17 protein-coding genes and 2 pseudogenes are annotated in these 24,878 nt (G+C 59.4%); 8 read left to right on the top strand and 11 right to left on the bottom strand.

Going from position 1 to position 24,878, the window contains the following annotated elements:
* The first annotated feature begins 13 nt into the window (after nt 1-13).
* The 5 genes from HV744_RS01090 to HV744_RS01070 all read left to right on the top strand — a co-directional run bounded on the left by HV744_RS01090 (nt 14) and on the right by HV744_RS01070 (nt 8,246).
* Nucleotides 14-3,256, top strand: a complete 3,243-nt coding sequence (locus HV744_RS01090; protein ID WP_175147717.1) for an efflux RND transporter permease subunit — start codon at nt 14-16, stop codon at nt 3,254-3,256.
* A 35-nt stretch (nt 3,257-3,291) separates the two neighbouring features.
* Nucleotides 3,292-4,515: an efflux RND transporter periplasmic adaptor subunit gene (locus HV744_RS01085; RefSeq protein WP_175147716.1), complete on the top strand. Its 1,224-nt coding sequence runs from the start codon at nt 3,292-3,294 to the stop codon at nt 4,513-4,515.
* A gap of 23 nt (nt 4,516-4,538) precedes the next feature.
* Nucleotides 4,539-6,041, top strand: a complete 1,503-nt coding sequence (locus tag HV744_RS01080; protein WP_175147887.1) for an efflux transporter outer membrane subunit — start codon at nt 4,539-4,541, stop codon at nt 6,039-6,041.
* A gap of 67 nt (nt 6,042-6,108) precedes the next feature.
* Nucleotides 6,109-6,795: a heavy metal response regulator transcription factor gene (locus tag HV744_RS01075; RefSeq protein ID WP_042328199.1), complete on the top strand. Its 687-nt coding sequence runs from the start codon at nt 6,109-6,111 to the stop codon at nt 6,793-6,795.
* A complete protein-coding gene (locus HV744_RS01070) occupies nt 6,792-8,246 on the top strand; it encodes a heavy metal sensor histidine kinase (RefSeq protein ID WP_175147715.1) in 1,455 nt (484 codons plus the stop codon). Before HV744_RS01075 ends, HV744_RS01070 begins: the two co-directional genes overlap by 4 nt.
* Here the strand turns inward: HV744_RS01070 and HV744_RS01065 are convergent.
* The 9 genes and pseudogenes from HV744_RS01065 to HV744_RS01040 all read right to left on the bottom strand — a co-directional run.
* Nucleotides 8,213-8,998: pseudogene (locus tag HV744_RS01065) on the bottom strand (Y-family DNA polymerase); the annotation flags it as partial. The gene HV744_RS01070 and the pseudogene HV744_RS01065 sit on opposite strands and share 34 nt — an antisense overlap.
* 274 nt (nt 8,999-9,272) lie before the next feature.
* Entirely contained in the window at nt 9,273-10,433 is a 1,161-nt protein-coding gene (gene dinB / locus HV744_RS01060; protein WP_175147714.1) for a DNA polymerase IV, read from the bottom strand.
* Nucleotides 10,434-11,068: 635 nt separating this feature from the next.
* The gene (locus HV744_RS37030; RefSeq protein WP_246278890.1) at nt 11,069-12,754 is read right to left on the bottom strand and encodes a restriction endonuclease subunit R; all 1,686 of its coding nucleotides are present in this window, start codon (nt 12,752-12,754) and stop codon (nt 11,069-11,071) included.
* A gap of 67 nt (nt 12,755-12,821) precedes the next feature.
* A complete protein-coding gene (locus HV744_RS37025) occupies nt 12,822-13,463 on the bottom strand; it encodes a DEAD/DEAH box helicase (RefSeq protein WP_246278889.1) in 642 nt (213 codons plus the stop codon).
* Complete coding sequence (locus tag HV744_RS37020; protein WP_246278888.1) at nt 13,451-14,005, bottom strand: DEAD/DEAH box helicase family protein; 555 nt, start codon at nt 14,003-14,005, stop codon at nt 13,451-13,453. The genes HV744_RS37025 and HV744_RS37020 overlap by 13 nt, the downstream gene beginning before the upstream one ends.
* A gap of 419 nt (nt 14,006-14,424) precedes the next feature.
* Nucleotides 14,425-14,955 carry a tyrosine-type recombinase/integrase gene (locus tag HV744_RS38195; RefSeq protein WP_343056358.1) on the bottom strand — a complete coding sequence of 177 codons (531 nt, stop codon included), beginning with the start codon at nt 14,953-14,955 and terminating at the stop codon, nt 14,425-14,427.
* Nucleotides 14,927-15,901, bottom strand: coding sequence for a site-specific integrase (locus HV744_RS01050; RefSeq protein WP_343056357.1), 975 nt, complete (start codon nt 15,899-15,901; stop codon nt 14,927-14,929). Before HV744_RS01050 ends, HV744_RS38195 begins: the two co-directional genes overlap by 29 nt.
* The gene (locus tag HV744_RS01045; protein ID WP_175147886.1) at nt 15,898-16,347 is read right to left on the bottom strand and encodes a DNA-binding protein; all 450 of its coding nucleotides are present in this window, start codon (nt 16,345-16,347) and stop codon (nt 15,898-15,900) included. Before HV744_RS01045 ends, HV744_RS01050 begins: the two co-directional genes overlap by 4 nt.
* Before the next feature lie 380 nt (nt 16,348-16,727).
* The gene (locus tag HV744_RS01040) at nt 16,728-18,290 is read right to left on the bottom strand and encodes a hypothetical protein (RefSeq protein WP_175147713.1); all 1,563 of its coding nucleotides are present in this window, start codon (nt 18,288-18,290) and stop codon (nt 16,728-16,730) included.
* Between the two features lie 1,384 nt (nt 18,291-19,674).
* Here HV744_RS01040 and HV744_RS01035 point away from each other — a divergent pair.
* Nucleotides 19,675-20,046: an SMR family transporter gene (locus HV744_RS01035; RefSeq protein ID WP_175147712.1), complete on the top strand. Its 372-nt coding sequence runs from the start codon at nt 19,675-19,677 to the stop codon at nt 20,044-20,046.
* 23 nt (nt 20,047-20,069) lie between these two features.
* Complete coding sequence (locus HV744_RS01030; RefSeq protein WP_175147711.1) at nt 20,070-21,014, top strand: NAD-dependent epimerase/dehydratase family protein; 945 nt, start codon at nt 20,070-20,072, stop codon at nt 21,012-21,014.
* A gap of 60 nt (nt 21,015-21,074) precedes the next feature.
* On the opposite strand, the gene HV744_RS01025 is transcribed toward HV744_RS01030, so the two are convergent.
* Nucleotides 21,075-22,496 carry a UbiA family prenyltransferase gene (locus tag HV744_RS01025; RefSeq protein WP_175147710.1) on the bottom strand — a complete coding sequence of 474 codons (1,422 nt, stop codon included), beginning with the start codon at nt 22,494-22,496 and terminating at the stop codon, nt 21,075-21,077.
* Nucleotides 22,497-23,027: 531 nt separating this feature from the next.
* Here HV744_RS01025 and HV744_RS01020 point away from each other — a divergent pair.
* Complete coding sequence (locus HV744_RS01020; protein ID WP_175147709.1) at nt 23,028-24,674, top strand: hypothetical protein; 1,647 nt, start codon at nt 23,028-23,030, stop codon at nt 24,672-24,674.
* Nucleotides 24,675-24,728: 54 nt separating this feature from the next.
* Here the strand turns inward: HV744_RS01020 and HV744_RS01015 are convergent.
* Nucleotides 24,729-24,869, bottom strand: a pseudogene (locus tag HV744_RS01015) (ATP-grasp fold amidoligase family protein); the annotation flags it as partial.
* Nucleotides 24,870-24,878: the final 9 nt, after the last annotated feature.

Below are 24,878 nucleotides of genomic sequence, written 5' to 3'. Positions count from 1 at the left end.
CGGGCGCGTTTCAATGTGGATCGTCAACGTAGCGCTTAAACGGCCATACACGTTCATCGTGATGGCCATTCTGATCTTGCTGGCGACGCCATTCGTGCTGTTCACCACGCCGGTCGACGTGCTGCCGGAAATCAATATTCCCGTGGTCAGCATTATCTGGACGTACACGGGTTTGTCGGCCGAAGACATGGCCAATCGCATCACGTCGGTCAATGAGCGCAGTCTGACCACCACGGTCAACGACATTGAGCACATCGAATCGCAATCGCTCGCGGGCATCACGATCCTGAAGGTGTTCCTGCAACCGAATGCGAACATCCAGACGGCGATCGCGCAGACCGTGGCAGTCGAACAGGCGCAGCTCAAGCAGATGCCGCCGGGCGCCACGCCGCCGCTGGTGATCAGCTACTCGGCGTCCAGCATTCCGGTGATCCAGCTCGGCCTGTCGAGCCCGACGCTTTCCGAGCAAGCGCTCAACGACACCGCGCTGAATTTCCTGCGTCCGCAGCTCGTGACGATTCCGGGCGCGGCCGTGCCATATCCGTATGGCGGCAAATCACGTCTGATCTCGGTCGACCTCGACACGCGCGCATTGCTCGCAAAAGGCTTGACGCCGTCCGACGTGGTCAGCGCGTTCAACGCGCAAAACCTGATTTTGCCGACGGGCACGGCGAAGATCGGGCCGAAGGAATACACGATCAACATGAACGGCTCGCCTGCCACGGTGGAAGGGCTCAACGATATTCCGGTGCGCACGCTCAACGGCGCGACGACCTATCTGCGCGAAGTCGCGCACGTGCGCGACGGCTTCTCGCCGCAGACCAACATCGTGCGGCAGAACGGCCACCGCGGCGTGCTGATGTCGGTGCTGAAGAACGGCAGCGCGTCGACGCTGTCGATCGTCGATACCTTGAAAGGGCTGTTGCCGGGCGCGCGCGCCGCGTTGCCGCCGGACCTGAAAATCACGGCGCTGTTCGATCAGTCGGTGTTCGTGAAAGCGGCCGTGCAGGGCGTGGTGCGCGAGGCGCTGATCGCCGCCGCGCTGACCGCCGCGATGATCCTGCTGTTTCTCGGCAACTGGCGCAGCACCTGCATCATCGCGATTTCGATTCCGCTATCGATCCTGTCTTCGCTGATCGTGCTGCACGCGCTCGGGCAGACCATCAACATCATGACGCTCGGCGGGCTCGCGCTGGCGGTCGGGATTCTGGTCGACGACGCGACGGTGACGATCGAGAACATCGAACGGCATCTGCATATGGGCACGAATCTGCACGATGCGATTCTCGACGGCGCGGGCGAGATCGCGATTCCGGCGCTCGTGTCGACGCTGTGCATCTGTATCGTGTTCGTGCCGATGTTCTTCCTGACCGGCGTCGCGCGCTATCTGTTCGTGCCGCTCGCCGAAGCGGTGGTGTTCGCGATGCTCGCGTCGTACATCCTGTCGCGCACGCTGGTGCCGACTCTGGCGATGCTGCTGATGGGCCACGCGCACAAGCCGAAGGAGGGCGCACAGCCGAATCTGTTCATGCGCGTCTACCGGCGCTTCGATAGCGGCTTCGAGCGCATGCGGGCCGCGTACATCATCATTCTGAGCAGCCTGCTGGTGCGCCGGCGCCTGTTCGGCAGCCTGTTTCTCGGCTTCTGCATCGTGTCGATGGGGCTGGTCTTCGTGCTCGGCGAAGACTTCTTCCCAAGCGTCGACGCGGGCGACATCCGCCTGCACATGCGTGCGCCGACCGGCACGCGCATTGAGGAAACGGCGCGTCTCGCCGACGAAGTCGAGAAGGTGATCCGCGAGGTCGTGCCGGCGAAGGAACTGGGCACGATCCTCGACAACCTCGGCTTGCCGTATAGCGGCATCAACCTCTCGTACAGCAATTCCGGCACGATCGGCACGCTCGACGGCGAGATTCAGGTGGCGCTCAATGAAGACCACAAGCCGACGCAGATGTATATGGACAAGTTGCGCGCGATCCTGCCGCAACGTTTTCCGGGCGTCGAGTTCTTCTTTCAGCCGGCCGACATCGTCACGCAGATTCTCAACTTCGGTTTGCCGGCCGCGGTGGACGTGCAGATTTCCGGCGCGAATCAGCAGGGCAACTTCGACGTCGCGCGCAAGCTGCTCAAGCAGGTGCGGCTGATTCCCGGCACCGTCGACACGCACATCCAGCAGAAGCTCGACGAGCCCGCGATCAACCTTCAGATGGACCGCACCCGCTTGCAGCAACTCAATCTGAGCGCGAGCAACGTCGCGCAGAACGTGCTGATTTCGCTGTCGGGCGGCTCGCAAACGTCGCCGGGATTCTGGTTCAACAACAGGAACGGCGTCGAATACAACGTCGCGGTGCAGACGCCGCAGTATCAGGTCTCGTCGATCGATGAATTGTTGCGCACGCCGGTATCGGGTTCGGCCACCGGGCCCACGCAACTGCTCGGCAACCTGGTGCGGGTCTCGCCGCAGACGCAGTTCGCGGAAGTCACGCACTACAACATCAGGCCGGTGATCGATCTGTATGTGAGCGTCGAGAAGCGCGATCTTGGCAGCGTGGCGAATCAGGTCGACAAGCTCGCGAACAACGTGCGGGCGTCGCTGCCGCGCGGCAGTCAGATCACCGTGCGCGGCCAGGTGCAGACCATGCGCAGTTCGTTCTTCGGCCTTGGCCTCGGCGTGGCGATGGCGATCGTGCTGGTCTATCTGTTGATCGTGGTGAATTTCCAGTCGTGGGTCGATCCGCTGATCATCGTCAGCGCATTGCCGGCGGCGCTCGCGGGCATCGTGTGGATGCTGTTTCTGACCGGCACGCATCTGAGCGTGCCGGCCCTGACCGGCGCAATCATGACGATGGGCGTCGCGACGGCCAACAGCATTCTGATGGTGGCGTTCGCGCGCCAGCGGCTCGCCACCGGCGTGCCGCCGCTCACCGCCGCGCTCGAAGCCGGCGCGAGCCGGATCAGGCCGGTGCTGATGACCGCGTTCGCGATGATCATCGGCATGATTCCGATGGCGCTCGGGCTCGGCGAAGGCGCCGAGCAGAATGCGCCGCTCGGCCGCGCGGTGATCGGCGGCTTGCTGTTCGCCACGGTGTCCACGCTGTTCTTCGTGCCGATCGTGTTCGCAGGCATTCATAGCCGCCTCGCGCGTCGCCACCGCAGCGACGACGACAAAGGCGGCAATGGCAACGGCGGCGATGGCGGCAATAGCGGCAACGACGGCCCCGCGCCGGACCACGGCGGCGCTGCCCGGCCCGCGTAAAGATAAATGACGGCTGACTGAGATGGCTGACTGAGATGACCGAAAAAACTCACGCATCGCTAGCGATCCCCTCGCGAGAAACTGAAGAGGGGCACGCATTGCCGCCGCGCCACCGCGAATGGAAGCGCGCGAAGATCGCGGTCTGGATCGTGCTCGCGCTGCTCGCGCTGGGCGCGTTGCGCACCGTGATCGCGAACGTGCTGCAAAACCGTTCGGTCGAGGCGACCACCGAGCAGAACGCCACCCAATACGTGAACGTGGTGAGCCCGACGCAAACCGAAGGCGGCGGCAACACGCTGTTGCCGGGCACCTTGCGCGGCTACGTCGAATCGCCGATCTACGCGCGCTCGACCGGCTATCTGCTGCACTGGTACGCCGATATCGGCGCGCGCGTGAAGCAGGGCCAACTGCTCGCCGAACTCGACACGCCCGAAATCGATCAGGAACTCGCGCAGGCATTGGCGCAGCGTCAGCAAACCAGTTCGAGCCTCGGTCTGGCGAAAAGCTCGCTGGAGCGCTGGCAGCAATTGCGTCAACGCGATGCGGTCTCGCAGCAGGAACTCGACGAACGGCAAAGCACCTACACGCAGGACGTCGCCAACCTCGCCGCCGCCGATGCAAACGTCAAGCGCCTGCAGCAACTCGAATCGTTCAAGCGGATCGTCGCGCCGTTCGCGGGCGTGGTCACGCAGCGCAACGTCGACGTCGGCGATCTGATCGACGCGGGCAGCGGCACGAGCCGCGCGCTGTTCGCACTCGCGCAGTCGGACCCGCTGCGCGTCTATGTGCAATTGCCGCAGGCGTATGCGCAAAACGTGTCGGTCGGACAGAAGGTGGTGGTCACGCAGGCAGAATTGCCGGGCCAGCAATTCCACGGCACGGTCACGCACATTTCCGGCGCGATCGACGTGCCCACCCGTTCGCTGCAGATCGAAGTGACGCTGCCGAATCCCGACGGCAAGCTGCGGCCCGGCGCTTATGTTCAGGTCGCCGTGCCTGCGGCGGCTCATGCGCAACTGATGGTGCCGGGCAATGCGCTGCTGTTTCGCGCCGAAGGTCCGCGCCTTGCGGTGGTCGATGCGAAGGGCAACGTGCAGTTGCGCAAGATCGTGATCGCGCAGGATCTCGGGCAGTCGCTCGAAATCGAAAGCGGGATCGAAGCAAACGACAGGATCATCATCAACCCGAGCGATTCGATCGCGGACGGCGATCATGTGCAGGTCACGCAGCCGCAGAAGAACGGCAAGGGGGCGTCGTGAAGCTCGCGGGTCCATGCCGGGCGATGACGACGCTGGCGGGCGCGGCGAGTGTGGCTTCGAGCGTGGCCTTATTGGCCGCGTGCACGGTCGGCCCGGACTATCAGCGGCCGCAGGCCGAGGTGCCGCCCAGCTGGCAGACCGATTCGTACTGGCGCGTCGCCGCGCCGTCGCATGCGCCGATCTCGCCGGACTGGTGGAGCGGCTTCGGCGATCCGACGCTCGCCACGCTGGAGACCCAGGCGCTCGCGCAGAATCAGACGCTGGTCGCGGCAAGCGCGCACTACGAGCAGGCCAGGGCGACGCTCGCGAACACCAGCGCGCAACGCGTGCCGGAAGTCGATGTGGGCGCGACGGGTTCGCGCTTCAGGATTTCGCAGAACCGGCCGTTGACCAACTACGGGACGCCGACCGAGTCGACGGTGCAGAACAGTCTGCAAGTCGGTGCGACGATCAACTACGACACCGATCTATTCGGCCGGATACGTCGAGAGGTGGAAGGCGCGGCGGCCTCCGCGCAGCAATCGGCGGACGATCTCGCGAACGCGCGGCTCGTTCTCACCACCGACCTCGCCACCGACTATTTCTCGCTGCGTGAATTCGACGCCGAGATCGACGTGCTGAATCAGTCGGTGAAACTGCAGCAGAAGGCGCTCGACTACGTCACCTCCGAGCACGATCTCGGCTCGGTGTCGGGGCTCGAAGTGTTGCAGCAGAAGTCGCTGCTCGACTCGACGCGCGTGCAGGCGCAACTGCTGCTGAATCAGCGCGCGCAGTTCGAACATGCGATCGCCGCGCTGGTCGGCGTGCCGGCCCCGCAGTTCGCGATCGAGCCGAAGGTGCTCGATGCAAAGGCGCCGGCGATCCCGCTCGGCGTGCCCAGCGACGTGCTGCAACGGCGGCCCGACATCGCGTCGGCGGAGCGCGCGATGGCGGCGGCCAACGCGCAGATCGGCGTCGCCAAGGCGGCGTTCTTTCCGAGCCTGACGCTGACGCCGGGCATCGGCTGGGAGAGCACGCAGTTCGCCAGTCTGCTGAGCGCGCCCACGCTGATGTGGACGCTCGGCGCGGCGGTCGGCCAGGTGCTGTTCGACGGCGGCCGCCGCGCGGCCAACGTCAAATTCGCGAGCGAAGGCTACAAGGCCACCGAGGCGACCTATCGGCAGACCGTGCTTACAGCATTCCAGCAGGTGCAGGACGGCATCAGCGGCCTGTCGGTGCTGGACGGCGCGGCGAAGCAGTCGCACGAGGCGGTGATGGATGCGCAGCGTCTGCTGTCGCTCGCCAGCGACCGCTATTCGGGCGGCCTCGTCGCGTATCTCGACGTGATCACCGCGCAGCAGTCGCTGCTCAACAGCGAGCGTCAGGATGTGCAGATTCACGGCCAGCAGATGACCTTGTCGGTTGCGCTGGTGAAGGCGCTCGGCGGCGGCTGGGATGCCGGTGCGGACCTCGCGAACACGCCGAAGGACGCGCGGCCCGGCGACACGAAGGAGGCGATGGCTCCCGCACGCTCAGCCGCCCGCTGATGATGACGCCGTACCCGCAGGAGGGATTGGAAGGCGTTTCGTATAATACGGAGCCAAGGGGACGCGCATGAAATTGCTGATTGTTGAAGACGAGCACAAGGTGGTGGACTACCTGCGCTCCGGTTTGACAGAGCAGGGCTGGGTCGTCGACGTCGCGCTCGACGGCGAGGAAGGCATGCATCTGGCGACCGAATTCGATTACGACGTGATCGTCCTCGATGTGATGCTGCCCAAACGCGACGGCTTCAGCGTGCTGAAAGCGCTGCGCATGCGCAAGTCGACGCCGGTCATCATGCTGACCGCCCGCGATCACGTGAACGACCGCGTGCGCGGCCTGCGCGAAGGCGCCGACGACTATCTGACCAAACCGTTTTCGTTCCTCGAACTGGTGGAGCGGCTGCATGCGCTGGCGCGGCGTACCCGTTCACAGGAGTCGACGCTGATTTCGGTCGGCGATCTGTTCGTCGATCTGATCGGCCGGCGCGCGACCCGCGACGGCGTGCGCCTCGATCTGACCGCGAAGGAATTCCAGCTGCTCAGCGTGCTCGCGCGGCGCCAAGGCGACATCCTGTCGAAGACCGCGATCACCGAACTGGTCTGGGACGTCAACTTCGACAGCCACACCAACGTGGTCGAGACCGCGATCAAACGATTGCGCGCGAAGCTCGACGGGCCGTTCCCGTCGAAGCTGCTGCACACCGTGCGCGGCATGGGTTATGTGCTCGAAGTGCGCGAGGAGGCGGAGTCATCATGAACCGTTCGATTGCCCGCCGCCTTGCGCTGATGTTCGCGCTCGTCGCGCTGTTCGTGTTCACGCTGGTCGGCACCGGGCTCTTTCTGGTGCTGCGCACGCAGCTCGAACATCACTTGCGCGAGTCGCTCGACGATCGCGCGCAGATCGCGCGCATCATCGTCTATCACGCGGTGACGCCGGAGAAGTGGCGCATGGCCCGCGAAAAACTCACCGACATGACGCCGCACGACGGCAGCACCGTGTATTCGGTGTCGAGCACGGACCCGTATTTCCATTACGGCAAGCTGGTCGATGGCTCGGTCGTGTCGAACTGGCCCGGGGGCTACGCGCGCGTGACGCCGGCCGGCGGCGGCCCGGACATGCTCACTTCGACGCAGACGATACCCGCTTACGGCACGCGTCCGCCGGTGCAATTGCAGGTGGCGTCGAGCTATTCCCCCAACGCACGCACGATGCGCGTGTTCGGCTCGGCGCTCGCCGCGCTGTCCGCGTTGGGCAGTCTCGCCGTGCTGCTGCTCAGCTATTCGGTGACGCGCCTCGGCCTCGCACCGCTCACGCGCCTCACGCGCGACGCGTCCGCGGTGAGCCCGAACAACCGGTCGCAACGTCTGAACACCGCGTCGCTGCCGCTCGAACTGAACGATCTGGCGAACTCCTTCAACGGTGCGCTCGAACGTCTGGATGGCGCGTATGGCCGCCTCGAATCGTTCAATGCGGACGTCGCGCATGAACTGCGCACGCCGGTGACGATTCTGATCGGCCAGACCGAAGTGGCGTTGACGCGCAACCGCTCGGTCGACGATCTGCGCCATACGCTGCAATCGAATCTCGAAGAGTTCGAGCGCCTGCGCGCGATCATCAATGACATGCTGTTCCTCGCCCGCGCCGATCAGGGCGAGCGCGCGACGGGCCTGATCGAGGTGTCGCTGGCCGCGGAAGTCGCGCATACGCTGGAGTTTCTCGAGATTCCGCTCGAAGAAGCGCGCGTGCATGCACGACTGCACGGCGACGCGCTGGCGCGCGTGAACCGCTCGCTGTTCGGCCGCGCGTGCACGAACCTGTTGATGAACGCGATCCAGCATTGCGAGCCGGGCGCGGCGATCAGCGTGACGATCGTGCGCGACGACGATCAGGTGCGCGTCGTGGTGGCCAACCCCGGCGAGCCGATCGCGCCGGACATCCTCGAACATCTGTTCGACCGCTTTTATCGCGCGGAAGTCTCGCGCACGAATAGCCGCGAAAACCACGGGCTGGGTCTGGCGATCGTGAAGGCGATTGCGGAGATGCACCGCGGCACCGTGTCGGCGCGCAGCGCGCACGGGATCAACACGTTTGCATTTTCGGTCGCGGTCTCGCAGATCGAGAGTGACGCGCAAACAGCGCACCCGAATGCGGGCGTGACGGTTGAAGCTGGCGCTTACTCGTCGCTGGCAAAGGGCAAGTCCGCCTGAACCGGCAGGCGCGGCTTGAGCGCGTGCTCGTGGGCCGGCGTCAATGCGCTCACGCGCACGCCGAGAAGCCGCAGCTTGCGGTTCAATTCCACCCGCCGCAGACATTCGGTCGCCGCGCGCCGGATTTCGGTGGCGTCGGCGGTCGGCTCGTCCAGCGTCAGATCGCGCGTGACCGTGCGGAAATCGTCGTAGCGCAATTTGATGCCGACCGTCCGGCCCACATAGCCCTTGCGCACGAGATCTTCCGCGACCCGCACGCACAAGCCGGTAAACGAACTGGACAGCGCAGGGCGGTCGTGACGTGGATGCAGATCGCGCTCGAACGTGGTCTCGCGGCTCATCGACTTGGGCTCTGATTCGACCACCACCGGCCGCTCGTCGTGGCCCTGGGCGACCTGCATCAGCCACGCCGAGTAGCTGCGCCCGAAGTGGTCCTGCAACAGCCCCGCGTCCGCCGCCGCCAGATCGCCGACGGTGGCGAGCCCGAGCGCCGTCAGTTTTTCCGCGGCCTTCGGGCCGATGCCGTTGACCTTGCGCACCGGCAGCGGCCAGACGCGCAACGGCACATCGGCCGGCGTGAGGATCGTGAGGCCGTCGGGTTTGTCGAGTTCGGAGCCGATCTTCGCGAGCAGCTTGTTCGGCGCGACGCAAATCGAGCAGGTGAGGCCGGTTGCCTGATTGACCGCCTCCTTGATGCGCGCGGCGATCTCGCGCGGCTCGCCCGGCAACTCGGTCAGATCGATATAGATCTGGTATGGCGAATGCGGGAGATCCAATTCCTTCGCCTCGAAGTATAACCATTTGTTCTAAAAGAGGAAAACTTGAGTAAAAATTCCGAGAAAAGACAAATCTCACCAAGACTGTATCCTGACCAGCCTATTTTCGAGGTTTTCCGGGGTTGGGATACATTTGTCCCGGATGGCGACAACTGAGATCTTCATCCAAACGTCACCGGCCCGTAACCGGTCCTATGCCGCTAGCAGCGCCTTTTATGCCGTCGCGACCTGCCAGAGAAAAAGATGCGTCTTAAGGAGTGAGCGGGAGTTCGCCTTGGACTGGACCCATAACTGGGCTGTCAACCGAGGAACGTTCGAGCGCGCTGACGCGCACCCCGATCAGCCTTATGCGCCGGTCCAACTCGATTCGTTTCAAACATAGGTTAACGGCGCGCCGGATGGCGGCGGATTCGCGAACTCCCGCTGGCAGCGATATATCCCTAGTAACGATTTTAAAGTCCGAGAATTTGATTTTTACTCCGACCGTCCGGCCGCAGTAACCCTTGCGATTCAAGTCCTGTGCGACCCTTTCGCAAAGCTGAGTCAGCGCGGGGGTCAGGACTGCGCGGTCTCGCACGACATGCATATCCCGTTCAAAGGTCGTTTCGCGACTCATTGACTTCGGCTCAGAGGACACGACGACCTCACGGTCGTCCACTCCGTGCGCTATTCGCGCCAGCCATGCGGCGTAGGTACGTCCGAAGCTTTCCTGTAAAAGTCCAAGGTCAGCGGACGCCAAGTCACCTACCGTCACGATGCCGAGACCGGCTAGCCGCTCGCTCGCGCGAGGCCCAATGCCATTGACTTTTTTTGCAGCTAACGGCCAGATGCGTGACTCAATGTCCGACATCGACAGAATCGTCAGTCCGTCGGGTTTGTCCAATTCCGAGCCAATCTTTGCGAGCAATTTGTTCGGTGCAATAGCAATGGAGCAGGTCAGGCCAGTTGCATCTCTAACTGCATTTTTAATGCGAGCGCCGAGCACACGCGATTCACCGTCCACCCGCGTGAGATCAACGAAAATCTCGTCAATCCCTCTGTCCTCAATTTGGTCTGTGAATGTTCGGACTGCGTCCTTGAATAGGCGCGAGTAGCGTCGATACGAGTCAAAATCGGTTGGTAAGAGAACTGCATCCGGCGCGAGTTGCGCAGCCCTCATCATGCCCATCGCGGAAAACACGCCCAACGCTCGCGCCTCGTACGTCGATGTCGTGACGACACCACGTCCGGCGTAATCGCGGAGTTTGGCGAAACGTCGCGTTCCGTCGGACTGAAGTTCCGGTGTCGCATTGCGGCCACCTCCAATTACGACAGGCTTGCCTATTAATTCAGGATAGCGAAGCAATTCCACTGAAGCATAGAAAGCATCCATGTCGACATGCGCGATGCGACGTAAAGGCTGATTGCTCACGAAAACTGTACTGCCACACTGCACAACATATTTTCCAATATCCGTACGTAGCGTCGCGTGAGATGTTTAAATTTCTGGAACACAACATCGGCATGGTTACGTCGCAGTCGCTAATACGGCATGAACATCGAAGCTGACCGCGTTTCGACGTCTAGGACCGGACTGCCCTTACATCTTTCTCACGAGGCAACCGCCACCATGACTAAGTGTGCTGTATATTTATACAGTATTTTATAGTCCGCAGCACGGTTGCGCAACATGCCGAGAGTCTGAGTGGGAGGCTGGCGAGGACAAGGGGGCGTCGGTAGTTGAGAGACCGGTCGGGCCGGCGTCGACGAATGGCGGCTCTCATCACCGTCGAATGGGTCTTACTAACGAGGCGGTCTCAGGCCGGTTGGCAAGATAGCCCGGGTAAGAGACAGACGACGAAGATGCACCTAGTCCTTCGGTGAATCCGCGCGTAGGGCTCGTGCGATGTTTCGCCGCCCGACATTGCACCTGCGTCGCAAACCGTTGCCTCGTCTGCGGTAGCGTTTGCGCGCGGCCGACGGTTCACTGGAGATCTCTCCGGTTTCTCCGCCAACCGGGCGACTTTGCCACCACGTGTCGGCAACAGCCGGTCGCAGCTCGCTGTGCTATTTGCTGGCGATGACCTTTAGCTCTGTGCCCGAGATGTTCTTCAGATAGATATAGCTTGCTCCGAGTACCGTCAGCATCTCATCGGTAATGCGGGCTTCCGAGATGGCCGGCTGGACAATAAAGAACCCTATACGAACCTCGACGTCCCGACATTTGTTGCGTAGTAAATCTAGCTGCTCGGGCCGCCCCTTGAGCAGTCTGTCAAATGCGTTCTCAATCGAGGCGCTATACCTATCGAGAAGCTGCCCGAAGATTGCTTGGCCCGTATGCAACCACTTCACTGATCTAGCTGCCTGACCGCTAACGACGTAGGTGTCATCCACGCGAGCGCCGGGTTTGGCGTCCTTGGCGCAGTATTTGCAATGATAGAAGTCTATCTGGATGTGGTCGTCTTTCTCGTTTATTGCGACCAAATCTGCGATTTCGCCGGTGCCGTCATCGTTGAAAACGATGTCGTACAAGGGGGCAATTTTTGTATAAGTGAATCCTTGGACAGTGTCGAGATTTCTCGTTTTGCCCATGGATTCCTTGTTTATTTGAGTGGTACCCCAATCCCAGCTTGACAAATGCTCTCTCGGAAGTTTTACATTTAGAGTCTGTGGGCTGAAATAACGGTAGTTACCCAAGACTATTGATCCATCTTGCTTCAATATTCTAAGCGGATGGTCTTCGAGGTAATCGGAAAACGATCGCTCCCCGCCATAGATAAGTTGAATCCCGCCGCATTCAATAGCATAACCGTCTTGTTTCAGAATAATTTCGACTGAGGCGATTTCCTTCTCATTACCTAGGGCATCGGTCGTCGATATAGGAATTCTCAGGGTGGTGTCGTTCTTCCGGCTCGGGTAACCGAGCTGAAGATCCAGCAAGCTGTAGGGCATGCCATTAACTACAAGGGTAATCTTGCTCTCGGCTTCAATATAGATGGTATCTGGCCAGTCCGCATAGAACAAGCCATCTGGCCATTTACCCTCTATTTTTTCGGATCGAATGACGTTCTTTAAAATATCTTTGGTGTCAATGTTTGGATTGTTTATTTTTCTGGATATTGAGTCGCACCATTTAACCCAGTAGTCAATAGACTCAGAGTTCATCTCCCAAAGTTTTCCTTTATAGGAGCATCCGGCGGTTGTTTTGGTGCCACGTTCGAATCCGATGCCAAAAATATTGGACTTGATGGCAGTGCCGTTTTCCAGGTCATCCATTACCGCATTAATATCTCGACCGACATGCATGGTAAAACATACATCTCTTGTGCCACGCGTAAGTCCAACATTTTGAAACTTTAAGAGGTTTATGTCGTGAAGTATGCGAAAGGTTTTCTCTCCAGCAATCTTGTCAGCTCTAAGACACAGACTGTCTCGGAAGTTCGCGCACTGCCGCTCATCCCCGGAGCTGCTAATAAAGAGCGTCTGGTCTTCTTTTCGGTAGTATGCGAGGTATAGATGCCAGTCGGTCGAAGAGATGGTCATAGTGTTCGCCCACGAGACAGGTGACTCAACGCGTGTCACGGCCATCACGAGTGTTTGGTCTTCGCTCACTGAGTAGAGCTGTATCGTCTCGCCCTTCGCCTTCATCTCGGCAGCTCCAAGCGGACGCCAATCCGCCTCGACGATTCTGTACGCTACGGCGCTAATGTTCGGCGTCGGATTTAGAGAGATGATCCTCTCGCCGTCCTCCATCTCCTCGAATTGAAATTCGAATTTTTCGCGCTGTAATTCCCGGCCAATCTTCTTTTCGCTTATCTCTCTAATTATGATCCCCCAGTCGGCGCTCTCCGAGTAGAGATGCGGTCATCTGCCCATCAACTTTCTGATTCGCAATGTTGGCGACAAATTTCGCTGCGCCGAGACGATTGTCGACGCGGGTTAGTCTTCCAATAAATTGGAGTGTAACTGCGGGGCTGCAGTGCTGATCGTGAAGTGCAGCAATTTTTAATTCAGGGAGATCAAATCCTTCTCCAAGCATATTGACGCAAACAATAATTTTGTGCTCTTTTCTTTTAATAGATTCTATTATTTTGTCTTTGCCTTTGATGCCGCTGTAGACCAATACCGGAGAGAGATCCGGATGTTTCTTGTAAAGCTCATAAATTTTTCTGGCTTTCGCCTTCGAATTCGCTCGAGCCATGAGAAGATGATCCTTGCCGGCTTCGAGGTCCACACGTAGCAGCGCTACCGCCTTTTTCGCAATGGCTGCGTCTGATAACGACAACTGATATTCTCGAACAGGATGAAACTCGATGGACTGGAAGTACCCGTCATCTTGTGCGTCTTTTAGAGGGTAGTTATAAATAATATGTCCATCAAGAGCTTGCTTATCTTCTCGAAATGGCGTGGCTGTGAACTGGATACACGGTTTGTTTTTGAATGCACTCTTTACTCTCGCCATGTTTGTGCCGCGACATGATGCGCTTCATCGACAATTAGGTGGCTTATGAGGCCGACAAATCTGTCAAAAACGCCGCGATCACTCATGGTGAGTGCATTCGGAGTGGCTACGACGACATTGGAATCTGCAATGGAACGGATGTCTTGATCCGATAAGGCCGACGTCATCGCGAAAACGCGAGGTGATAACGTTTCAGGGCCAATAGAGTTGAACCGTCTTATATTGGTGAGTGCCGTGAGCTTTTCGGATGTTTGCGACCGTAAGGCGTCTGACGGAACTATTATTAATGTTCTCGGAAAGGTACCAGCAATTATCAACGAGAAAATAGTATCGGTCTTCCCGGTTCCTGTAGGCATGACAACAGTAGCGGGACGCTCTGCCGAAGACGTTAGATGACCTAGCGCAGAAAAAAGCGCTGCACGCTGCGGTTTCCTGAATCCGCTGTTGTTATTGATTTCACTCGGCTCGATGATGCGCAATGGATTGTCTACCCAACTCCTATATATCTCGTTGGCATCGTACATCGCTTTGTTCAACGGCATGGTCTGCTCGCTTTTTCTAATTGGTAACAAAAAAGTTTGATAATTTATCTGGAATGATAGCAGTAGTGCGAATAAGGCACTCGACCACGATAGAATTATCGATGGGCGCGCCGGAGATTGCGGGATGCGCACGGCCTGGCTGTGAACGGTGGAGTCGACACCCCGATGCCACTATTGAACGTTGATCTGGGCCGACTTGTCGCTGGGACTGATGTCACAGAACTGTTTTGATCGCACACGTCGCGCGGCGGCCGTCGAAACGGACGGCAATCCATATTAATGGCAGCAGTCGCCAGAGGAAATCGAAAATCGTCGTGGTTGGATCCTTCCACTGGTGTTATCCGTGATTACGATGTGAGACGTCCGATGCCAGTGCTCGTGACCCAAGATCGCCTGCATTCCCTACTTCAGCCGTCATACTAGCTGGATCGCTCCGTGCGATCCGGAAAACTCTCCTCGACAAACGCCCGCGTCTCAGCCTGCCCGGTCCGAGCATACGCCGCCGTGGTCTGTACCGACGCGTGGCCGAGCAGCGCCTGCGCGACCGGCAACGGCACACCGTGGTCGACCACCAGCGTCCGGGCATAGCCATGGCGCAGCCAGTGCGTGGAAGCCCGGTCGAGGGCCGCGCGCATCGCACGGTCGTCGACCGGCACGCGGCTCGCGGCCAGCGCAAATAACGCCCGGACCTCGTCGTAGAGTCCGCTCGGTCCCAGCGCGCGGCCGCGCTCACTGTGGATCAGCGGCAGGCGTTCGTCTGCAGGCGGATCGGCTGGTAATCCCACCGCGCGCCGGTACGCCCGCAGCGCAAGCAGGCAGACGCCGGGTAGCGGAATCGCCCGCAGCCGCTGACCCTTGCCGAGCACGTGCAGCGTCCACTGCCGGGCCTCGTCGACGTCAACGTGCGGCAGCGCCAGGTCCTCATTCCAGACGAGCTCCGCGAGCCGCACGCCGCCGTAGCGGTAGAGCGTCCAGATTGCGCAGCGCCTCGTCCAGACGGTGACCGGGACATCCCCCGGCGGCGTCACCGTCCGCGACCGCATCGCAATGGGCGAGCGCGACAGCGGGGAGGAAGCGCACCGGTGTCCACGTCATGCGCGCGCGGCGTCCGGCGGCGAGTCCCTCGGCCGGATTGACCGTGAGATACCCGGTGCGGTGCCACCACGCGAACAGGCTGGAGACTGCAGCAAGCGCGCGCGACACGCTCGCCGGCGCCGCGCGTCGGATGGTGCCTGCGGCGTCCTGCCGGGGTGCCTGCAGCGCGTCGCGGTATGCGATCAGGTCCAGCCGGGTGAGGTCCGAGAAGGGACCGAGGCGCTCGCGCACGCACCAGGCCGCGAGCCGCCGCAGTTCCGTCATGTAGGCGCGCTGCGTATGCGGCGAGTGGGAGGCCCGCTTCACGGCCTGTGCGTCATCGGCCACCCCGAGGGTGTTGGTGAGTGCTACCGGATTCGCGAAGCGGCCCGCCCGGGCTAGCCATGCCGCCCCGACGCCGCCAGGCAGTAACGCCGCGTCCGGCGCGACGACGGTCGGAACGGGCGCGCTGTGCGGCGTCCCGTCAGCCGCGGTCTGCCGGAAGCGCCGGCGGTGCTGCCGCAGGACGCGTTCAAGCACGGTCGACGCGGAGGGCGCCGCGGCTTCAGGCACGACGCGCAGGCGCCCGCGCTCCCAGTACTCGATGGCGGTCTCGTGCTCGAGCAGCAGCGCGAACACGGTGGGGTGTTCGCGCTTCGCGTCGGCGAGCGACGGGCAGCCGCGTTTGAGCGCGGTCAGGGTCCAGCGGAGATAGAGTGGATGGCCGAGCGCGTGAGCCAGGTAGTCGAGCGCCGCGTCGATTGTGTCCGGCAGGCGCTGCGGCGGCCGGCAGCCGGTATCGAGCCAGTCGGACGGGTTCATCGCGGTCTTCTCGTTGATGCCGGTTTCTGGGCGACGTGGCCGGCGTGCATGGCGGGACGGGCCGGGCGGCGGGCGGGCGAGGCAGACGCGGAGGCCCCTTTGGTGGCCGGCTTGCCGACGAGCGTCAGCATCTGGCGCTGCTGCTCGACCACCGTCAGGAGCGCGGCCGCTTCGGCCGCGGCCTGCTGGTGAGCGTGGCGCTGCTCCGCCAGTTCGGTCATCTGCCCGGCGATCTCCAGCGGCACGTCGGGCACCGCGAAGCCGGTGAGGCCCGCCTGCACGACTTCCGCCTCGATGGCGTTCAGGTGCCGGGAGAGCATCGCCGGGTCGCCGGCGCCGAGGCGCGCGCGCAGCTTGCGGACCGAGACGATCTTCCGGAAGCGGGCGTCGGACGCGGGTGCGGGGTCGCCCGCCTCGGCGAGCAGGGCGAGGACGGCCGTGCGGATGGCGCCGGCGCGCTGACGCCGCGCAGACTGATTCGCAACTGGAGGAGGGACGTCGCTTCGGAAGGGTCGGAGTACATCGAGCCACTATAAACTCTCCCTCCGCCCATATGCGCAGGCCAAAATTTAGCCCCCGCTTTGGCGCGGTCTCCTTATTGCGACACTGCCGCGTGTGGGTGCCGAAGCGCGTGAGGAGGGCGGCGAGTGGGTCGTGACCAAGGCGATCATGAGCCGCAGCGCGCGCGTGCTGATGGAAGCCTGGGTACGAGTGCCGGCAGCAGATTGACGCGCGGCGGTCTTTCAGAAAGCATAAAACCCGGTCTCGTCCGTTGAGGGCGAGACCGGGTTCACCTGCAGCAAACTACCTTGTGGCGTGCGCGTGCTTACCTGTCGGGGTTAGCCGCTACGAAGCTCTGGAACGCTGTGTACGGCTGGCTGATCGGAGAACCGTTGATCATGATGCCGTAGGTGTTGTCACCGCTATCCAGCACGTAGTACATGACGGACTGGATGTTGTGCGTCTTGCGCGCCGCATAGAATTCACCCAGCTGCGTGGTGATGTAGTTCGCGCGGAACGCCTCCGACTGATCCGGACCCGTGTTCCATTCGGTAATCATGAACGGAACGCCGTAACGTGCCTTGCAGTACGTCGGCAGATCGAAGCCGGGGCCGTTGCCGTCGGAGCCGATGTTGAAAATGTCGCCGTACGCATCGTAGTTGTGCCACGTCGTGATGTCCCAACGCAGCGTTTGATGGCCGCCGGTGCCGTCAGGCTGCATACCTTCCCACAATGCGTCCGCCGCGCCCACGTCTGCCACGCAGAAGTTCACCGCGCACTTTGCATTCGGCTGAACCGACTTCACGCCGTCGATCATGCCGCGAATCGAGTTGCGCATGACTGGCCAGTTCTGGTTGTTGAAGTCCATAGCCAGCGAGCCGGCGTATGAGAAGTTGTTCACGGTGGCGTTCTGGCGCGTCATCTCGTTGCCGCACTCATAGATCGTGACGCCGTACGGCATCAGTGCAGACGCAACTTTCTGTGCGATCGCCATATTGGCCTTGTAGGCGACGACGTCGTCCGTGTACACGTTGCCGTTGGCATCGGTCACGCCGCCATTGATCAGCACGAGCAGCGTCAGACCAGCCTGTTGGAACGCTTGCGCGATCTTGACCACGGCATTGATCTGGTTCTGGTCGGCCGTACATCCCACGCGATAGCTGGTGCACCCCATGCCCTTGATCAACGAGACCAATTGGGTCGGCGTGTACGTGTAGTCGAAGTGTCCGTTGACGCCGTAGAACATGCCGGACTGAGGCGCGGCAGCGAGGCGCGGGTCCGTGCAGAGCAACCACTGGGCCGTGAAGTTGCGCGGGTCCACGTTGACATACCACTGGCCGTTTCCGATGTGCCAGATCTTGCCGCCGTACCAGAGCACCAGACTCACGCCGCCCGTGTTGCCCACGGTTTTGCCATTGCAATAGATCACACCGTTCACCAGCGTCCAGATGGCGCCGGTTTTGTCGATGATGTACGACGCTGCAGGCAGCGTGGTGCCGTCTGCAGAGGTGCCGCCGAGACGCGGATCGTTACACCAGACCCAGCCCGAACCGTTCCACGAGTAGAACTGACCGTTGCCCTGGTGATACACGTTGTTGTTGATGTACAGCATCAGCGTGACGCCGGACGTAGCGCCGGCTTTTGCCCCGTTCCGGTACACCGAGCCACCCGACAGCGTCCATGTGGCGCCGCTGCTGTCGATGATCAAGCTTGCCGGCGGAATGGCGGTGCCGCTGGCCGAAGCGGTGCTGGCGTGAGCTATGGCGTTCGTGACGGCCGATCCGTTGCTCGTGCCGCTGCCATCCGAGCCGCCTCCACCGCACGCGCTCAACAGATAGCTTCCACCGAGAGCCGCTAGGCCGCCGATAAATTGACGTCGTTTCACCATGGCGATAATTCCGTGTCGAGAAAATTCTCGATTAAAAAACTCCAGGGTTTGGGTTTGGAGTTTTGAATTAATCAATGCGGTCCAATTGGCCGCTTCTTAATTAGCATTCCTTATAGATAAATAATTATTTATCCATTATCGAGCGTCGGTAATTTCTACCGGCTGCCGGATAGATAATCGAGTGAATGCAGTCTTTTATAAGGCGAGCGACACCCACGACTTGATGGCACGCTAATTCGCGTGCCACCATTCGCCATACAAAAAGGAGACGATCTGACTACTGCTCGTTATCCCCGTGTCGCGTTTGAAGCAAACGTTTCACCTAAAGCCCGTGTGACCCGCTTGATTCGGTAATTTGTGCAAACAACTGTTTCGACTGGGGTGAATAGTACCCGGAATGGTATTTTAATGCAGTAAAAACAGTTCAATTCCGCGATAATAGCACGAATGTTTCCGATATTTTTGCTGCAAAGCAAGAATTAGTAATTTCTTATGATGATCGGAGGAATGGTCTCGTTTTATTTTTTAGACTTCGACCCTATAGCCTGCGTCAACTTTGAATTTTGATCGATCCGGGCGGCGGAGGGCGCCGTTGCAGTGCCCAGTTTGCAGGCAGGTATTATTTTTCTTATTACGTTTTGTAAACAATTGTGCTGACAATAATTGAATTAACAACGCAGCAGTATTTTTTACGCGGAAGGGGATTGTACTAAATAATCTACTGCGGCGACGTGGAGCGAAATTTATGTTTTTTGCATTTAATTTCTGATTGCGATACGGAATTCGACCAATAAAAGCCGACGAGCATCACGCGCTGGAAAGCGACTGGATGCGTCCATTAATCTGGACCCTGCGCGCAATAGGCGCGATGCGGTGAAGCGCGACGTTACCTGACAACGACGGCCAGGTGCGGTTGCGTGAGGCAAGCTTCGAAAACTTGCCTGTAGTACCAGTCAATTTGATCAGGATGGCGAATCATATTGGTTCGGCTAGAGACATTGCCGGCGCTGCGGAGATTGGCCGTAAGAACCATCGAAACTTGCAGCGGGTATGGCCAAGGTCGCCTCGGCACGATTCGCCCAAATCCGCCATGTCATAGCTCTTTTCGGCCGCTGCATTTCAAGTTGTCGCGAGACCTGAAAGCGCAATTTTTTTCGAGCTCATGTCACGTATCATGGTCATACTTCATGAGCGATCGATGTGTGCAACTCGTTCGGAATGACCGGGTCATAATGAAGCTACGCACGCTTCGCGCTTTTCTCGCCAGTGCGCCGGGTTATCTATCGGCGCGGGTATCGCTAACGCATCCACAGTCTTCGTGCCTTGTCCTGTTACCACGAGACCGTCGCGACATCCATTTTCTTGGATTCATTCGGGAGGGTAAGTGAGCATTCTGAGCTTTGTTCTGATCGTGACCGGTGTGCTGTTGAATGCTATGGCGCAACTCTGGCTGAAGGCCGGAACCAATGCGCTCGGAGCGCTTAGTATCAGTCGCCAGACAGCGTTCTCAACGCTTTTCAGAGTGGGTTTCGAGCCTCACATCATGGCGGGGCTAGCGTGTTATGTATTGAGCGTCGCTATCTGGATCGTGGCCTTGTCGAAGGTCCCAGTGAGCGTGGCGTACCCGATGCTGTCGATCGGATACGTGGTCAACGCGTTGGCGGCATGGTATCTGTTCGGAGAGATTCTCTCGACGCAGAAGCTGATCGGCATCGCGGTCATCATCGTTGGTGTCTATCTGGTTGCCAAATCGTAAGGCGACGAACATGGAGTCACATTATGCGAGTACTGATTACTGGTGCGGCGGGTTTTCTGGGAACGGAGTGCGTCAAACAGTTCAAGGCGCGCGGCCACGACGTGGCTACAACCGACAGGACCGGAGCGGTCGATATCCCCGGCGACCTCGCGAATGAAGCGTTCACGGCTTCGTTGCCCGACGTCGACGTTGTAGTCAACTGTGCCGCGGTTCAGTACGTGACGAAGGGTGTGCCGCTGATCTTCAGAAAATCATTTTTCGAGCGCAACAACGTGCACGCGGCGAAGAACCTTGCGGAGCGTTATCGCACGCAAGGCGCCCGTTTCGTCCATGTGGGTACGAGCATGATGTACAGACAGACTGGACAGGAAACGTATGCCATACAGAGCAGTATGGGTGGCGAGGGCGTGTACAGCCGCTCGAAACTGGCCGCCCAGAGGTTTATCGATACCATTCCCGGCGCGGCAACGATCATTCCGTGCATCATTGGCGGCGAAGGAAGAGAAGGACTGTTCCGGGGCTTCGTCAATATGATGACGAAGTTTGGTTTTGTCGCGTTTCCCGGCCGTGGCGAACACAAAATCCATATGGTGCACGTCATCGACGTGGCGAGCCTGATCTATCGTGTCGCGGAAACGCGGGCTAGCGGATTTTTCAATGCCGCGGACCCTGAACCGTTATCTATCCGGCAGTGGATCGACGAGATCGCGGCGGAACTCCGCGTGGAACATGTACGCAAGGTATCCATTCCCCTGTTACCTGTGAAATGGCTTTCGACGATAGCGGGTTATCGGCTGCTCGCACGTGAGCAATTGCTGATGCTCGAACTTCAGCATGTTTTGTCGATCGACGAATCTCTGGCTATTGGCTGGCGACCGCAGTTTTCGAATGCACGAATCGCGAGAGACATCGCCGTTCATATCAACCGCAGCGGCGCAGAGCGGCCGGGATTGTCGCGGTCAAAGTAACGCCTTCCATGAAAAAAGGGAGCACCGCCAGGTGCTCCCTTTTTTCATTTCCTTTTTACGTCAGATGGCCGCTATCACGGTCAGCACACACAGCACGATCACGAAGAGGCTCGACCGGTTCTTGATGGCGAAGACGATTGGGTCGTCGTTCATTTCTCCGCGGAACGCCACCATCCACATGCGGCTAATCCAATAGAGCAGCAGGCAGAACAGTATCCACAGTCGATGCGGGTTCTGGTACAGCACGGCGACATCCTTGGAATTCATGTAGAGGGCAAGCACCAGCACGGCGACATAACCCGCTGCCGTACCGAACGAACGCACGATGCTCATGTCGTCGGTAAGATAACCGCGTCCTGCTGCTGACGCTTTACCGTCACGCTGCATCTTGTCGAGTTCGGTGTAACGCTTGACCATGGCCAGGCTGAGAAAAATCATTACCGAGAACATGATCAGCCAGTCGGAGAGCACGACACCAACGGCTGCACCACCCGCGACGATACGCGTGGTGTAGAGGCCGGCGAGCACGAACACATCGACCAGCATCACGCGCTTCAGGCGGAACGAGTACGCAAGCGTCGTGACCATATAGCAGGCCAGCACGAGTCGGAAAGATTGCGGCAGCATGAGTGCGAGGCTCGCCGAACCCGCAAGCAGCGCGAACATCAATACGATGCCGGACACGAGCGACAACTCACCCGACGCAAACGGACGGTTGCGCTTGCGGCTATGACGCCGGTCCGCGTCGAGGTCGAGCATGTCGTTCAGCAGATACACCGACGACGCGCAAAAGCAGAACGAAAGAAAGGAGATCCCGCCGGCAATCAATGTGTCGACATTGGTGAAGCGGTGCGAAGCGAGCAGTGGCACGAAGATCAGTAGATTCTTCACCCACTGATAAACGCGCATCTCCTTGAGTGCGAGCCGAATGAAAGAGTGCTCGCTCTCAAAGAAGACGGTGGTCTTGTTTACTTTCTGCGCCACCGCCTGCATGTGCTTGTTTCCCACGACGATCGCCCTGCGCGCCTGCTTCCACACGGGTATGTCCGCACGTGCGTTGCCGCAGTAGTCGAAACCCTGCACGCCGAATCTCTCCGAGAGCGCGCCCGCCTTGTTCGTGCCGGAAAGGTTGCGTGACTCGTTGCTCGCCATGACCCCTGTGAAGAAACCAAAGTGCGAAGCGATCTGATCGGCAAAGCGTTGATCGCCCGCGGTACACAGATAGAGATCGCGACCGCTCGATTGCTCATGTTTCAGAAAATCGACGAAGCGCGCGTTATAGGGCAGCACCGATACGTCGATCGCGACGCGTGCAGCAATCTGCGCCTTCAGGTATCCCTTGCCGCGCAGCAGCCAGGCGACGCAATGGAACAGATAGACGGGATTCTTTTTGATCAGTACGAGAAACGACTCGATCAGCAGATCCGTGTGAGTCAGTGTGCCGTCCAGATCAACACAAAGAGGGACACTTGCAGCAGCCATAGGTAGCCTCGAGCAGTTATCGGAGTGTTAGCCCAAGCGCCGGGAGGGTGGCACGGTAAAGCAGGCTTCGTAGCGATGGGTAATCGTTCGCCCGCGCGCAAGACGCTGCAACGCAGCATTTGTAAAGTAGCACACGAATCCGCGCGCGGTGTTGCTCAGGTCTCCCGAAAAGATGACGGAATATCAACGGAGACGGCCAATCGCGCCGATCGAGCAGAAGGTTGATTCTTACCGGTCTATTTGTGTCCAATTGCCGACTCGCGGCGTCATGCTTGCCGCTGCGCTACGAACTGTTCTTTGAGAGCGCGTGAAACTGGTCGAGACGCCCGCGTACTACCGGATTTACGGCGCCTTGTGCAACGCGACACATGCACCCATAATCAGTTACAACCTCGCGCACAACTTAATTCACTGACGCCGACAATCTCCCCAACCTTCCCCGCATCGCGTCAGGGCAAGGCAACTACCGCTGAAACAGCGTGGACGCAGCAACGACCTTTAAGTTTTCCCTTAACGGAGAGAATGCCATCCATGTCTACTACGACGACAAGTTCGGTGACTCGCACGGCGACGAATACAACGACCAGTACCTTCGCACACGTGGACTGGGCAAGATTCAGTGACTATGTCGTTGTTTTCGTGCTGGCGTCTTCGATATATGCGGCAATCCTCTACAACTTTGGCATTCACGACCCTCTTGCGCAGCGAATAGTCGGACTCGTTTTTGTCACCGGTCTTGCGGTATACGCGTATGTATTCCGATCGGGGTGGCGAACAACTGCCATGGCCGTCGCATTCGTTGTGATCGTGCTGATTGCTTACGGATACTTGCGGGAATTCAGTTACGACGGCCTGAATTACCACGGTGCCGTTGCACTGATGCTGGATCGCGGAGAGCCGTGGTCCACCGGCATGCGTCAACTGGGCGGCATATTCTGGGTCGAGCACTACCCGAAGGCTTTCGAGTTCTTCGCGTACGCAGCGCAAATGCTGACCTCGCATTTCAACAGTGGCAAGTCTTTCACCTTGCTGTTGAGCGTACCTGCGCTGTTTGCGTTGATGCAGTTGTTCGAGACGACCATTGAATCGCGGAAGACGGCCTTTTTTGCAGCGGCCGCGTGTATCTACAATCCTGTCGCGTTCGGTCAACTGACCACGATGTACGTGGATTCGGTTCACTTCTACTGCTGGACTATCTTCTCCGTCAATCTGCTATTCGCGATCAGAAACCGGCCGTATTCCGCCGTGCAACTCGGCGCGGCGCTCGTGCTGCTGATCGGCTCGAAGATGACGGGCCTCGTGTTCGGCGGCCTGTCAACCATCGTGTTTTTCGCCGTGGCTTTCATCGCCGGAGAGAAGCGAGGATTTCTTGTAAGGCACAAAGGCCTGATTGGGCAGCTTGCCATCTGGTCGATCGTCGCCGTTGCATTTGTCGGCTACTCGCCTTACGTGCAGAACATTCTGGCCGGAAAGCATATCTTTTATCCGCTTCTGGGCGCAGAGAAGATCGACATTATCGTTGGTCATGCTTCGCCTCATTTCCTGCATCTGAATCCACTGCACAGGTTGTTTTTGTCGTATTTCTCCATCCCTTTCAACTGTAGTAGCTGCGGCATGGCTGAGCCGACTTTCGTGCCGTCAATGGGGCAGTTGCGCGATGCGTTCATCGCACTTCACACCGCGGATACGCGCTTCGCCGGGTTCGGGCCATTCTTTGGCTCCATGCTGATAGTGGGCGTCATTCCATTCTTCTGGAAGAGAAAGGGCGCGCACGTCATCGCGATCTACCTGCTCGCAACACTGGTTATCGTGCTGATCCACCCGCAATCGTGGTGGGCGCGATATGTGCCGATGTTCTACACGGTTCCATTTCTTCTGACTGCAGCGTTCTCGACTAGTCGCAAACAGCTTTACGTCATCATCGTGCTTGCATTTGCCAATTCGGCTTTATCCATGGCGAGCGTCGCCGGCTACGTTCTGTTGAAACAGACGCACTACAAGCAGGCTGTAGCTTCGGTGCGGGAATTGTGTAAGGATCAGCCAGTCGCACTGCCGTTCTCGCAAATGAACTGGGAATTCGATTTGCGTGACGACCATATCCGCATGGCCACGAACAGCACGCCGACGCAGTCTGACTGCACCGTCAACTTCGACCAGTTGATGGTTATGAAGAAGTAAGGAATAAAAAAAGCGGGCTCACCAGGAGCCCGCTTTTCTGGATGATGCGCGGTGTCAGCCAGGGCAGTAGGGAGTCGCACCAAGTAGCTTTCCCCACTCGTAATCCACACTGTCGGGCGTAAAAGGCAGCACGCCGGCGCCAGGCGTAAAAGTGAGTTCGCCAAAGTAGACGAGATTGTCCGGTGCGTACAGATCTGAGTGACT

It is taken from the genome of Paraburkholderia ultramafica (assembly GCF_902859915.1).
Lineage (GTDB): Bacteria > Pseudomonadota > Gammaproteobacteria > Burkholderiales > Burkholderiaceae > Paraburkholderia > Paraburkholderia ultramafica.
This window is presented reverse-complemented; position numbering and strand designations above follow the sequence as displayed.

Excerpts from the sequence above, each read along its gene's own strand:
- HV744_RS01070 (WP_175147715.1), top strand. The coding sequence starts at position 6,792 with ATGAACCGTTCGATTGCCCGCCGCCTTGCGCTGATGTTCGCGCTCGTC.
- HV744_RS01075 (WP_042328199.1), top strand. The coding sequence starts at position 6,109 with ATGAAATTGCTGATTGTTGAAGACGAGCACAAGGTGGTGGACTACCTG.
- HV744_RS01025 (WP_175147710.1), bottom strand. The coding sequence starts at position 22,496 with ATGGCTGCTGCAAGTGTCCCTCTTTGTGTTGATCTGGACGGCACACTG.
- HV744_RS37020 (WP_246278888.1), bottom strand. The coding sequence starts at position 14,005 with ATGCCGTTGAACAAAGCGATGTACGATGCCAACGAGATATATAGGAGT.
- HV744_RS01030 (WP_175147711.1), top strand. The coding sequence starts at position 20,070 with ATGCGAGTACTGATTACTGGTGCGGCGGGTTTTCTGGGAACGGAGTGC.
- HV744_RS01080 (WP_175147887.1), top strand. The coding sequence starts at position 4,539 with ATGACGACGCTGGCGGGCGCGGCGAGTGTGGCTTCGAGCGTGGCCTTA.
- HV744_RS01090 (WP_175147717.1), top strand. The coding sequence starts at position 14 with ATGTGGATCGTCAACGTAGCGCTTAAACGGCCATACACGTTCATCGTG.
- HV744_RS01040 (WP_175147713.1), bottom strand. The coding sequence starts at position 18,290 with ATGGTGAAACGACGTCAATTTATCGGCGGCCTAGCGGCTCTCGGTGGA.
- HV744_RS01085 (WP_175147716.1), top strand. The coding sequence starts at position 3,292 with ATGACCGAAAAAACTCACGCATCGCTAGCGATCCCCTCGCGAGAAACT.
- HV744_RS01050 (WP_343056357.1), bottom strand. The coding sequence starts at position 15,901 with ATGAACCCGTCCGACTGGCTCGATACCGGCTGCCGGCCGCCGCAGCGC.
- HV744_RS01020 (WP_175147709.1), top strand. The coding sequence starts at position 23,028 with ATGTCTACTACGACGACAAGTTCGGTGACTCGCACGGCGACGAATACA.
- HV744_RS37030 (WP_246278890.1), bottom strand. The coding sequence starts at position 12,754 with ATGGAGGACGGCGAGAGGATCATCTCTCTAAATCCGACGCCGAACATT.
- HV744_RS37025 (WP_246278889.1), bottom strand. The coding sequence starts at position 13,463 with ATGGCGAGAGTAAAGAGTGCATTCAAAAACAAACCGTGTATCCAGTTC.